At 71.0% G+C, this 11,754-nt stretch carries 10 protein-coding genes; 3 read left to right on the forward strand and 7 right to left on the reverse strand.

Translation table 11 applies throughout. From position 1 onward, the window contains the following. Positions 1-3 precede the first annotated feature (3 nt). Positions 4-288 carry a hypothetical protein gene (locus CDO81_RS15845; protein ID WP_088484200.1) on the reverse strand — a complete coding sequence of 95 codons (285 nt, stop codon included), beginning with the start codon at positions 286-288 and terminating at the stop codon, positions 4-6. A gap of 348 nt (positions 289-636) precedes the next feature. Further along, complete coding sequence (locus CDO81_RS15850; protein ID WP_088484201.1) at positions 637-3,384, reverse strand: polysaccharide deacetylase family protein; 2,748 nt, start codon at positions 3,382-3,384, stop codon at positions 637-639. Positions 3,385-3,485: 101 nt separating this feature from the next. Here CDO81_RS15850 and CDO81_RS15855 point away from each other — a divergent pair, with 101 nt between their 5' ends. Continuing rightward, positions 3,486-4,418 carry an alpha/beta hydrolase gene (locus CDO81_RS15855; RefSeq protein WP_088484202.1) on the forward strand — a complete coding sequence of 311 codons (933 nt, stop codon included), beginning with the start codon at positions 3,486-3,488 and terminating at the stop codon, positions 4,416-4,418. A 103-nt stretch (positions 4,419-4,521) separates the two neighbouring features. Beyond that, positions 4,522-6,471, forward strand: a complete 1,950-nt coding sequence (locus CDO81_RS15860; protein WP_088484203.1) for an alkyl/aryl-sulfatase — start codon at positions 4,522-4,524, stop codon at positions 6,469-6,471. 11 nt (positions 6,472-6,482) lie between these two features. Here the strand turns inward: CDO81_RS15860 and CDO81_RS15865 are convergent, their stop codons facing one another. The 3 genes from CDO81_RS15865 to CDO81_RS15875 are packed head-to-tail and all read right to left on the reverse strand — an operon-like array spanning position 6,483 to position 8,355. Continuing rightward, the gene (locus tag CDO81_RS15865) at positions 6,483-7,586 is read right to left on the reverse strand and encodes an MBL fold metallo-hydrolase (protein ID WP_088484204.1); all 1,104 of its coding nucleotides are present in this window, start codon (positions 7,584-7,586) and stop codon (positions 6,483-6,485) included. Beyond that, complete coding sequence (locus tag CDO81_RS15870; RefSeq protein WP_088484205.1) at positions 7,583-7,954, reverse strand: YkgJ family cysteine cluster protein; 372 nt, start codon at positions 7,952-7,954, stop codon at positions 7,583-7,585. The genes CDO81_RS15865 and CDO81_RS15870 overlap by 4 nt, the downstream gene beginning before the upstream one ends. Positions 7,955-7,974: 20 nt before the next feature. Beyond that, positions 7,975-8,355, reverse strand: a complete 381-nt coding sequence (locus CDO81_RS15875; protein ID WP_088484206.1) for a cupin domain-containing protein — start codon at positions 8,353-8,355, stop codon at positions 7,975-7,977. A 126-nt stretch (positions 8,356-8,481) separates the two neighbouring features. Between CDO81_RS15875 and CDO81_RS15880 the strand changes: the two genes are divergently transcribed. Continuing rightward, complete coding sequence (locus tag CDO81_RS15880) at positions 8,482-8,796, forward strand: hypothetical protein (RefSeq protein WP_241517030.1); 315 nt, start codon at positions 8,482-8,484, stop codon at positions 8,794-8,796. Between the two features lie 24 nt (positions 8,797-8,820). Here the strand turns inward: CDO81_RS15880 and CDO81_RS15885 are convergent, their stop codons facing one another. Beyond that, positions 8,821-10,893: a sensor histidine kinase gene (locus CDO81_RS15885; protein ID WP_241517031.1), complete on the reverse strand. Its 2,073-nt coding sequence runs from the start codon at positions 10,891-10,893 to the stop codon at positions 8,821-8,823. A 127-nt stretch (positions 10,894-11,020) separates the two neighbouring features. Beyond that, positions 11,021-11,707, reverse strand: coding sequence for a response regulator transcription factor (locus CDO81_RS15890; RefSeq protein ID WP_088484207.1), 687 nt, complete (start codon positions 11,705-11,707; stop codon positions 11,021-11,023). Positions 11,708-11,754: the final 47 nt, after the last annotated feature.

An 11,754-nucleotide genomic window follows, 5' to 3' on the forward strand; every position in this document is an offset into this window, starting at 1 on the left:
TGCTCAGTGCGACGGCTGGGGCGAGGCGCGCCCCAGCATCGAAGCGAGATGCTTGCAGACGTTCTCGCCGGTGGTCGTCAGGCGCAGCGAACCGCCATGCCACTCCATCCAGTGCAGGGCGACATAGTCCTCGATAAAACCCTCGTCGATCTCGGCCGCGCGGCGACGCTTGAGAAGGTCGACCGTGGCGAGCAGCCTGTCGCGCAGGGTGTCGCGGCGAGAGACCGGCGACGGGGTGGCAGGCAGCGACAGCTTGCGGACAGTACGGGGCTTGGTGGAAGCGTTCATCGGGAACTCCGGACGTGCGTGAGGACAAGCACCTGCCTTGCAGGAAGCGTGCCCGGTGGGCGGTGGCGGTGCCTGTGCGGGGCCTGCTTCGGGCGCTGCGCATGCAGCACGCCTGTCGGGCGGGCGAGCCGGGGCACCAGGGAGGGTGGCCGCCTCGACAGACGTTGAGAGGGGCCGGAGGGCGCTCGCCGCTTGAGGGTGGTTGACGACCGTGCCGGCCGGCGGGAGCCGGCCTGGCGTGAGGCGCGATGCGAGGGCGCCGGTGTCCAGCCACCGAGGTCGCGCCGTTGAGCAGAACGCGACGGGAGCCCCGAGTGTAGGCGCCGGCGCGCAGTCCTCAGGCCTGTCCTACAGGGCCCTGGGCCGGGTGCCGTCTGAAGGCGCGGCGATCCAGGCCTGCAGCTCCGCCGCCCGCGCATGCTTGGGCGCCAGCGCCAGGAAGGTCTTGTACGCGGCCATGGCCTTGGCGTCGTCGCCGGCCTGCAGGCGGGCGTCGCCCAGGTTGAGCCAGGCAAGCGACCGGCTGGCATCCATCTCCACGGCCTTCTCGAACCAGCCTGCGGCCTCGGCGAACTTGGACCGACGGTAGAGCACGAAGCCCAGGTTGTTGGCGGCCAGCGCGAACTTCGGCTGCAGTTGCAGCGCTTCCTTGAAGGCGGCTTCGGCCTCGTCGTAGCGGCGCTCGCGGTAGAGCTGCAGGCCGCGGTCGTTGGCGCGCTGGGCGGCCACGCGGGCGCCGGGGTCCACACGGGCGGTGGTGGCGGCCAGGGCCTGGTCTTTGCCGTCCAGGCCCTTGATGGTCACCTGCACGCCGCTGGCGCCGCCGGCGGCAGGAGCGGCCTGGCGGCTGGCGGTGCTGGCCTCGTCAATCTTGGCCGCCAGCTGGCTGGCCTTGTCGTCGAGCTGGGCGACGGCACCGCTCAGGCCGGGCTCCTGCGCGGTGGGCAATTCGAAAACGAACTCACCGCCCTCGCTGCCCGGCAGGCTGCCGAAGGCGGGCGTCTGGTGCGCAATCGCCGACACCGCGGGCGCCACGTAGGCGGCCAGCTCGGTCGCGGTGATCAGGCCGTCGCCGTTGAGGTCAGCCTTGCCGTTCAGGGCCTGCAGCAGTGTCCAGGTGAAGACGGAGTGGCCGCCCGGACCGTCGTCGGCCACCTGCTGGTCGGCGCCGCCGGCAGTCATCATCTGGCGGCCCACGCGGCGGGCATTGGTGCGGGCGAAGTTGCTGTCGGCCGCCACGCTGCCGGCGCGGGTCAGGCCCAGGCCCGAGTAGCAGGCGTCGATGACGAACAGGGCGTGCTTGGCCGTGATGGCCTCGGCCACCTCCTGCAGCTGCGGCATGGCGATGGCGTCGGCCTGTAGGTCGTTCAGGCCCGCGTCCACCGGCACGATGTAGCCCACCTCGCGGCCGCTGGGCAACTTGCGGGTGCTGCCATGGCCGGCGAAGAAGACGAACACGCGGTCGTCGCGCTTCACGCGTTTGGCGTCGCCGAAGCGCTCGTTCATGGCCTTCAGGATGTTGGCGCGCGTGGCCTCGGCGTCGGTCAGCAGGGTGACGTTGTCGGGCTTGAAGCCGAATCGCGTGACCAGCGCCTCGCGCACGGCCTGCGCATCGCGCACCGCATGCGCGAGCTTGGGCCAGGCGCTGTAGCCATTGATGCCGATGACCAGCGCATGGCTCTCGCGGTAGAGCTCGCCGGCCGCGAGCTGGGGCGGCGCGGGGCGGTCGCCGCTGATGACGAACTGCCCGTCCTTGAAGCTCGCGAAGCGCCAGCCGTCGGCGGCGAGCTGGTCGAGCACCAGCGGCAGCGCCTGCACGGTGCGGGCATGGATGTCGTGGAAGAGCACGATGCCGCGCTGCTGCTTCTCCAGCTCGGCCAGCACGCGCGCGGCGATGCTCTTGGGGATGGGGTCACTCCAGTCGAGGGAGTCGACGTTCCACATCATCGAGCGCAGCTTCAGCGCCTCGATGGTGCTCAAGGCGCCGTCGTTGCGGGCGCCGTACGGAAAACGAAACAGGGCGTCACCGCTGCGACCCGCCGCGTCCAGCAGCGCCTCCGTGTTCGCGGCCTCTTCCTTCACCTTGACCAGCTCGAACTTGCTCATCAGCCCATGGGTGAAGCTGTGGTTGGCCAGCTGATGCCCTGCGGCCAGCACACGCTTGGCCACCGCACTGCCGTTGCCCGGCAGCGGCTTGCCATCGGCGCCGACCTTGCCGAGGTTCTGCCCCAGCTGGAAGAACACGGCGGGTGCCTGGTAGCGCTTGAGGATGTCCAGGATCTCGTCGGTGTAGCGCGGGTGCGGGCCGTCGTCGAAGGTCAGCAGCACGGTCTTGGGCGGGAGCTTGTCGCCGAAGACCTCGCGGTCCTTGGCGGCCACGCCGCGCATCGCGCCTGATGCTGCCGAAGCCGGCACCTCCGGTGCGAGGTCCGCCGCCGCGGGCAGCTGGGCGCCGTGCTGCTTCATGACGGCCTCGCGGGTGTGCAGGGCGCGCAGCTTGGCGGTGTAGTCGGTCCAGCGTTCGCGCTTGAGCTCGATGCCGCGCTTGGCGAAGCCGCCGAAGACCTCCTTGAGCTCCTGCTCGTAGGCCTTCTGTACCTCGGCCAGGGTGTCGATGTCCTCCTGCGCCCGCCGGGCCAGCTTGATGCCGTCCAGCGTCTGCGAGGCCTTCAGGCCCGTGGCCAGTTGCTCCAGCACCTCCTTGAACGCCAGGCGGTCGGCGTCGAACCAGCCCGGCTCGCTCTCGATGCGGGTCAGCAGCGCGGTGGTGGCCTCCAGCGCGGCGGGCTGGAGCGCCGCCTCGGCCAGCGCCTGCTGGCGCTGCAGCAGCTCATGGAAGAGCTGCTGGCCCAGGGCCTGCACCTCACGGCGCTGCGCGGCGGGCAGTGCGGCCTCGCCGTCCATCAGCACGATGATCTGCCGGTGCAGGGCCAGCAGCCCGTCGGCCTGCTGGCTCAGGCGCGCGGTGGCGCCGGTGTCCTGTGGCGCCGAAGCGGCCGGCAGGGCGGCCGGCACGTTCTCGTTGCGCTGGCAGCCGGCCAGGCTCAGGGCCACGGCCAAGGGCAGGGACAGAGGAAGGAAGACTCGCAGGGACATCGACACGAGAACCAGGGCGCCCGGGCGCCAGCAGCTGAACTGGCCGGAAGTGGACCACAGCCGCCTGCAAGAATCGCGGTGAGCTTTCACGCCTGCGTCCCATGAATCTGCCTGCCTTCTCCCGCCGGCTGCTGGCCATCCTCGGCCTGAGCCTGACCGTCACGGCCTTCGCCCAGTCGCCTGCCGACGCGCCCCTGCCCGGCGTGCAGCACGGCCGCATCGAACGCTGGGCCAACCTGCCGTCCAAGTTCGTGGATGCGCGCCATGTGGACATCTGGCTGCCCGACGGCTACACGCCCACCCAGCGCTATGCGGTGCTCTACATGCACGATGGCCAGATGCTCTTCGATGCGCGCACCACCTGGAACAAGCAGGCCTGGCACGTGCAGGACGCGCTGACGCGCCTGCGCGCCGCCGGCCGCATCCGGGACGTCATCGTGGTGGGTGTGTGGAACAACGGCAAGTGGCGCCACAGCGAGTACATGCCGCAAGCCTTCCTGCCGGGGCTGCCGCCGGACTTCCGCGAGGCCCTGGTGCGCGACGGCCTGCAGGGCAAGCCCCAGAGCGACGCCTACCTGCGCTTCCTCGTCGAGGAACTCAAGCCCGCCATCGACGCGCGCTACGCCACCCGGCCCGACCGCGACAACACCTTCATCATGGGCTCCAGCATGGGCGGCCTGATCTCGGTCTATGCGATGAACCGCTACCCCGAGGTCTTCGGCGGCGCGGCCGGCCTGTCCACCCACTGGGTGGGCATCTTCAAGCCCAACGCCGCACTGCCGCTGGCGGCCTTCAACTTCCTGCGCGAGCACCTGGCCGACCCGGCCACCCACCGCCTCTACCAGGACCACGGCACGATCGAGCTCGACGCGCTCTACGCGCCCTACCAGTCCATCGTCAACAGCCTGGCCCGCGAGCGCGGCTACACGGATGGCCGCAACTTCCTGGCACTGACCTTCGAAGGCACCGGCCACAACGAGACCGCCTGGGCGCAGCGGCTGGAAGTGCCGCTGGCCTTCCTGCTGCAGCCCTGAGGCCCAGGGGAGGGGCCTCGCGCGGGAGGGCTGCGGCCGTCAGCCCGCCGCTGGCAACATGGGCCGAGCCGGCACGCCGGCCGCCCACACTCCGGAGGACCCCATGAAGACCTGGCTGGCCGCGCTCGCGGCGCTGACCCTGGCGGGCTGCAACCGCCCTGCTGAACTGCCCGCCGCCACCGGCGACGTCACGCCCACCACGCTGCAGGCGCAGGCGGCCGTGGCACAGGCCCTGCCGCTGGCCGAGCAGCAGGCCTTCGACGATGCCGCCCGCGGCCTGATCGCCCGGCCCGATGGGCAGATCCTGGCCGAGGACGGCCGCGTGCTGATGGACTTCGACGCCTACCGCTTCGTGCAGGGCGAGGCGCCGCCCACGGTCAACCCGAGCCTGTGGCGGCAGGCCAAGCTCAATGCCCAGATCGGGCTGTTCAAGGTGGTCGAGGGCGTGTGGCAGCTGCGCGGCTTCGACATCGGCAACATGACGCTCGTGCAGGGCCGCAGCGGCTGGATCGTCATCGACGCCCTCACCTGCCGCGAAACTGCGGCTGCGGCCATCGCCTTCGCGCGCAAGCACCTGGGCAACCAGCCCGTCACTGCGCTGCTCTACACCCACAGCCATGTGGACCATTTCGGCGGCGCGCTCGGCCTGCTGACGCCCGAGCAGGCCCGCCAGGTGCCGGTGATCGCCTCCGCCGGCTTCATGGAGGAGGCCACGAGTGAGAACCTGATGGTTGGCACGGCGATGGCGCGCCGCTCGATCTACCAGTTCGGCAAGAACCTGCCTGCCACCGTCCAGGGGCGCGTGGACACCGGCCTGGGCAAGGGCGTGGGCTACGGCCGCGTCGGGCTGCTGGCGCCCAACGACCTCATCACCCAGCCCACGGAGGAACGCACGCTCGATGGCGTGCGCTTCATCTTCCACAACGTGCCGGGCGCGGAGGCCCCGGCGGAGATGACCTTCTCCATCCCGGCGCTCAAGGTCTACGGCGGCGCCGAGAACCTCGCCCAGACCCTGCACAACCTGCTGCCGGTGCGCGGTGCCAAGGTACGCGACGCGCTGCGCTGGGCCGGCTACCTGCAGGACGCCCTCGACCAGCTCGGCGATGCCGAGGTCTACGTGGGCCAGCACAACTGGCCGGTCTGGGGGCGCGAGCGCATCGTCGACTTCATCACCCGCCAGCGCGATGCCTACAAATACCTGCACGACCAGACGGTGCGCCTGATCAACGCCGGCCTGACGCCCGCCGAGATCGCCGAGCAGGTCAAGCTGCCGGCCTCGCTGCAGACCTTCTTCCCGACGCGCGGCTATTACGGTGACGTGCGCCACAACGTCAAGGCCATCTACCAGTTCTACCTCGGCGCCTACGACGGCAACCCGGCCCACCTCAACCCGCTGCCACCGGAGGTGATGGGCCGGCGCTACGTGACCCTGGCCGGTGGCGCCGACAAGCTGATGGCCGCTGCACAGCAGGCCTTCGACGAGGGCGACTACCGCTGGGCGGCGGAGCTGCTGAACCGCCTGGTGATGGCCGACAGCCGCCACACCGGTGCGCGCCAGCTGCTGGCCCGCACCTACGACCAACTCGGCTACGCCGCCGAGGCCGCCACCTGGCGCAACAGCTACCTCAGCGCGGCGGCGGAGCTGCGCCAGGGGCCGCCGCAGCAGGGCATCGACCGGTCAGTGGCGCTGGACATGCTGCAGCAAACGCCCACCGAGCGCTTCCTGGAGGCGATGGCCGCCGGCCTGAACGGCCCGGCCGCCGAGGGCAAGGACTACCGCATCAACCTCGTCTTCACCGACCGCCCCGAAAGCCATGTGCTGTGGATCGAGAACGCGGTGCTGCACCACCGACGCGCCTCGCCCGCGGCGGACGCCCACGCGACGATGAAGCTCACCCATGCCTTCTTCATCCGGATGATGGCCGGCAAGGTGGGCGCCAAGGACCTGCTGATGTCTGACGAGATCCAGATCAGCGGCAGCCGCATCGACCTGGCCCGCTTCCTCGGCCTGATCGACAAGGCCCCGGGCACGTTCCCGATCGTCACGCGCTGAACCCGCAGCGCTCAGCCCGGCGCCGGCGCGTGGCCGACGCGCCCGCGTCGGCGCGCGCGGTCGGTCTCGCGCCACCAGGGCTGCACCGGCTCGCCGTGCGCCGGCTCCACGGCCTGGCCCAGGCGCGGCATCAGCAGCTGCGCGCCGGCCACCGGGCCTTGCGCCAGCAGCACCTCGGCCGGCTCGTCCCAGTCGTGCAGCGCCAGGCTGAAGGTGCCCCAGTGCACGGGCAGCAAGGTGCCGCCGCCCAGCAGCTGCAGCGCCTTCAGCGCATTCTCAGGACCGAGGTGGATGTCGCCCCAGGACGGGTGATGAGCGCCCACCTCCAGCAGCACCAGGTCGAAGCCGCCGAAGTGCTCGCGGATGCGCGCGTACTCCGGCGTCAGCCCGGTGTCACCGCTGAAGAACACCCGGTGCCGCGGCGTCTCGATGACGAGGGATGACCACAGCGTGGCGTTGCGATCCCGCAGCGAGCGGCCCGAGAAATGCTGGGACGGCGCTGCATGGATGCGCAGCTCGGCCGCAGGGGCCTGCCAGTGCTCCCACCAGTCCAGCTCCACGATGCGCTCCGGCGGCACGCCCCAGGCCTGCAGGTGGGCGCCCACGCCCAACGAGGTGATGAAGGGCACCTGCTGCAGCGCCACCAGCTCGCGGATGGTGCCGTGGTCGAGATGGTCATAGTGGTCATGCGAGATGACGACGGCATCCAGCGGCGGCAGCGCCTGCAGCCCCAGCGGCACGGGCTGGAAGCGCTGCGGGCCGAGCCACTGCAGCGGCGACGCGCGCTGAGCCCAGACCGGGTCGGTCAGCACCCGCAGGCCGTCGATCTCGATCAGCACCGTCGAATGCCCGAGCCAGGTCGCGCGCAGCCCACTGCCGGGGCGCCGGGCCCAGGTCTCCAGCGGGTTGACGGCCGGCAGCGGCGCCGAGGGCAGGCGCCGGCCCGCGGGCCGCAGCAGCTCGGTCACCGAGGGGCGCACCGTGCGGTCGCGCAGGCCGGGGTCGATGGGGTGGACGTTGTGGAAGCCCTCGCCCGTGTCGGTGACGCGATAGCGGGGCGACGCCCGCATGCGCGCCAGCCGCTCGCCGGCCGCGCGTTTGCCAAGAGATTTCATCGGATTGCCGACACCGCCGGCTGTGCACCAGGACGCAGGTAGATGACCTCTCCCGACGGCGTTTCAAGGCCATGGGCGGCACGCGCCCGCCGGCATTTGTCGTCACCGGGTTGCAGCTCCTGGCAGCTGCTCGAACGCCGGTCATAGATGGCACAGCGCACGCGGCGCCCCTCGTCGCCGTCGAGCGCGACACAGCGAGCGGGCTGGCGCTCGGTGCCAGCCATGCAACGCATCTGGGCGTTGACCTGCCGGGTCAAGCCGGCAGGCACCGTGCCGCCGGGGGCATCGTCTGCCTCGGCCCAATAGAAAGACACACGAAAAAAGGCGCAGCAGGCGCCACAGCGCTGACAGTCCAGTTCGGGGGCCACGGCCCGATCCTCCTCATTCGTCAGACGGGGCGGTGCTGTGTGCCCGCCCCCAGGGTGATGAAAAGCATGCGGCTGGGCCGGAACACCCGGGCGGTGTGCCAGGCCCCGCGCGGTACGACGACGGCACCCCGGCCCGTCAGGCGCTGCGCGCTGCGGCGTCCCTCGGCTTCCAGCAGGAACTCGATGTCGCCCTCCAGCAGGTAGACGAACTCGTCACCTTCGGGGTGCATCTCCCAGCTGGCCCAGTCCGCCTCGCAGCTGAACTCCGACACCAGCCAATCCCGGCCCAGGCCGTCCAGCACCTCGGGCGGCTGGCCCCAGAAGGCCTCGCCGCCGGGCAGCGTGCGGATGCCGCCACTGGCGGCGAGCAGGGCATAGGTCTGGTCGGGCAGCAAGGACATAGCCATCACCTGGAAGAAACCAGTCGCGCATTGTGCGGACCGTGACGCCCGTCACAAGCCCCTCACTTGAAAACCCCCAAGCCGGTCCAATCTCTGCTGCCAGGAACCGCTCTTTCGGGTGTCTGCATGTCGTCCGTCATCAAGCTTGCCCTTCCCGTTGAACTGCTGTCGCTCGTCCGGCTCGCCCACCTGCTGCAAGGCGTGGAGCACCAGACGGTGGACCCGCACCAATATCGCCTGCTGGTCGAGAAGCTGAGCGCCGAGCTGCGCGAGCACCAGGCCCACCCGGCACTGGCCACGGTGCTCGACCACTTCCCGGCTGCCGCGGAGCTGTACGAGAACCTGCAGTACGCGCATGCCGGTCTGTGCCGGGCACCGCTGGAGGCCTCGCTGCAGTCGGAGCTGGCCGCGCGCGAGCTGCTGGCGCGCGTCAGTCGCTGAGCAGGGCCTGACCCGCGGCGCGCCTCAGCCGCCGCGCCTCAGCGCGATCTCGAACACCACGCCGTCCGCCGCGTTGCGGGCGCTGATGCTGCCGCCCATCTTGGCCAGATAGGTCTTGGCCACGAACAGGCCCTGGCCGCGGCGCTGGCCGTCTTCGGCGTCGGCCGTGCTGACGCCGTAGTCAAAGATGCGGGTGAGCTGCGCCTCGTCGATCTGCGGCCCCTGGTTGTGCACCTCCACCACGGCCAGCTCGCCCTGCAGACGCAAGGTCAGCTGGATGGCAGTGCCGGGCACGCGATGGCGGTCGGCGTTGGTCAGCACGTGGGTCAGCGCGTCTTCAAGCGGGTATTCGTCCGCCTGCACCCAGGCCGGCTCGGGGGCCGCCGTGTAGGCAACGCTGGCGATGCCGGCGTAGGCCGCATTCGCCGCCACCTGGCGCAGGAAGGCGTCCAGGTCCAGCCGCCCCACCGCCAGCGTGGCTGCCGCCAGTGCCTCGCTCGGCGAGGCCTGGCCGTACAGCACCTTGACGGCCTGCTGCATGCGCTGCACGTAGCGACGGCTTGGGTCTTCGTCGGCGCCGTGCAGCAGCATCAGCGACTGCAGCGGCGACATGATCTCGTGGCCCACCGCATGCCACTGGTCGTGCTCGCGCTCGGCCCGCAGCTGCTCGCGGCGCAGGCTGTCGCGGGCCTGCTGCAGCAGGTCGGACAGCACGCCGGCGAGGATGCCCAGCTCGTCGCGCCCGCGCAGGTCGGCCACGTCCAGGGTGCCGAGCTCGGCCTGCCCGGCCTGCTGCATCTGGTGTGACAGCGCGGCCGCCCGCTTCGTGAGGACCGCCACGCGGCGGATCAGCCCCACCTCGATGATCAGCCAGGCCAGCGCCAGGGCCGCCAGCATCGCGCCGACCGGCCAGGCCAGGCGGGCCGCGCTGGCACTGAGCGTGCGGTCCAGGCCCTGCAGGTCGCCAGTCAGCGCCACGTCGAACCGCCCGCCCGGGGTGGTGACGCTGTCGCGCGCAGCCAAGGTGCGCGGCGTGGCCGGCGCGGGCAGGTGCTGGATCAAGGTCATCAGCCAGGGAGAGCCCGGCGCATCGGTTTCCTCGGCACCTTGCAGCAGCGCCACGACATGCGCCCCGCGGGTGATCTTCAAGGTCTCGCCCGGCGAAAGCGCCGCGGCCAGCCGGCTGAGGCTCAGCGGCGCTTGGGCACCGGCCGTGGCGCTGTCGAACAGCGGCACGCCGTCCGGGCCCAACAAGGACAGCCGCACGCCGGTGCGGGCGAGGTCAGCCGGCGGCCACTGCGGCCCGCCGGGCCGGAACAGAGCCTCGCGAAAGGCCTCCACCGGCAGCCGGATCGACACGGTCGTGCGCCGCGCGCAGGGCTCGGCGGCCGTGAGGCACGGTCCCTCGCGCCATACCCAGCCGCGAAAGTCCCGCTCGGGTCGCCGCCGGGGGCGCAGCGACGTGGTGTTGCCAGGCCCGTCCACCAGGAAACCCGGCAGCTGACCGCGCTGGGCGTCCAGCATCTCGACTGGCGCCAGCCAGTCCTGTTCGGGGCCACCCCCGGGCTGCAGCCGGATGTGCACCCGGTGCACGTCAGCCACCTCCAGCGCGCCCCGCTCGCGGCTGACCAGCGGCGGCGCGTCCAGGCTGGCCACGAGGTAGACAAAGCCCCCCGCGTAGGCATTGCTGCCCACCGCCGCACACAGGCTCGCGCCGCCTGGGTATTGCAGCGCGCAGCCCGCCATCTCGACCGCCCGGCGCGCCTTGTTGGCGTCGTCGAAATCGATGGCCCCGAACGGCAGCACCAGCGGGGCCAGCCAGCCCTCGCCCAACTGCGCCGGCTCGGGGTTCAGCAGCGCGAGCTGGCCCGACGGATGGCGCAGCTGCGCGACGATCTCGGCCAGCGACTTGGCGAAGGTCTGCTCATAGCGCTGCGCATTGCGCTGGCGCTCCTCGTTCAGCAGCGCCACCGCCAGCGCCAGCGTGGCCACCGCCAACGCGATGAACACCAGGTGGAAGACGATGCGGTTGCGAAACGCCGCGAGCCCCAGGCGGGGCACGTCGGGCAGCGTGAGATCGACGCGACCGAGCTTCACGCGCGGGCCCAACCCGTCAGAACACAGCCACAGAGGCACAGAGACACAGAGGCGGCTTCAGCACCTCCATCTCTGTGTCTCTGTGCCTCCGTGGCCTGTCTCGATGGGGGCAGCGCCATGGCGGTGCTCAGGTGGCGGTCCAGCGAAAGCCGCGCATCGGGATGTTCTCGATGCCGTCGAACGACGGGTCGACATCGCGGAAGGCATCGCGGATGGTCGCCACGTGCTTGCGCACGTTGTCGCGGTTGCGGCCACTCTTGACGACGTCGAACAGCTCTTCGTAGCTCACCACCTCGCCAGCCCGCTCGTGCAGTGTGGCGAGGATGCGCTGGGCCGTGAGCGGCAGGTTGACCCGCTGGCCGCGCCACATCGCCGAGCGCTGCTTGAGCGGGTCGAGCTGCAGGCTGTCATCGGCCGCCCGGGCGCCGCCCTTGGGCTCGCGCAGCCGCGCGGTGCGCAGGATGTCGAGGAAGGTCTCGATGAACTCGGCTTCGTCGAAGGTCGTCTTCTGCAGGTAATCCCAGGCGTCCAGCGCCTTCATGATGCTGCGGTAGATGGCTGCCGGCATGGCCGACACCACCAGCACCGGCGTGCCCAGGCCCTGCTTGTTGATCTCGTTGATCAGCGCCACGCCGGCATTGCGCTCGCGGCCGAGCTCAATGTCGAGCACGACCAGGTCGTAGCGTTCGCGGCGCAGCGCGGCCTCGGCGGCGTCCCGGTCAAACCATTGGTCGACGCTGAGTTCAGGGCGGGCGGCGCGAATCCACCCGGCGAGCTGCGCGCTGGTGGTGGGGTCGTCCTCGATGACGGCGATGCGGGGCGTGGCTGCGGATTATGGGCAGGGCCTCTGGGACTCACGTG

This window comes from Roseateles puraquae, assembly GCF_002205845.1.
Taxonomy (GTDB): domain Bacteria; phylum Pseudomonadota; class Gammaproteobacteria; order Burkholderiales; family Burkholderiaceae_C; genus Pelomonas; species Pelomonas puraquae.

What these genes read in the sequence shown, in the direction of transcription:
- CDO81_RS15860 (WP_088484203.1), top strand. Translation starts at nt 4,522, where the DNA reads ATGAAGACCTGGCTGGCCGCGCTCGCGGCGCTGACCCTGGCGGGCTGC.
- CDO81_RS15875 (WP_088484206.1), bottom strand. Translation starts at nt 8,355, where the DNA reads ATGTCCTTGCTGCCCGACCAGACCTATGCCCTGCTCGCCGCCAGTGGC.
- CDO81_RS15850 (WP_088484201.1), bottom strand. Translation starts at nt 3,384, where the DNA reads ATGTCCCTGCGAGTCTTCCTTCCTCTGTCCCTGCCCTTGGCCGTGGCC.
- CDO81_RS15880 (WP_241517030.1), top strand. Translation starts at nt 8,482, where the DNA reads ATGTCGTCCGTCATCAAGCTTGCCCTTCCCGTTGAACTGCTGTCGCTC.
- CDO81_RS15845 (WP_088484200.1), bottom strand. Translation starts at nt 288, where the DNA reads ATGAACGCTTCCACCAAGCCCCGTACTGTCCGCAAGCTGTCGCTGCCT.
- CDO81_RS15865 (WP_088484204.1), bottom strand. Translation starts at nt 7,586, where the DNA reads ATGAAATCTCTTGGCAAACGCGCGGCCGGCGAGCGGCTGGCGCGCATG.
- CDO81_RS15855 (WP_088484202.1), top strand. Translation starts at nt 3,486, where the DNA reads ATGAATCTGCCTGCCTTCTCCCGCCGGCTGCTGGCCATCCTCGGCCTG.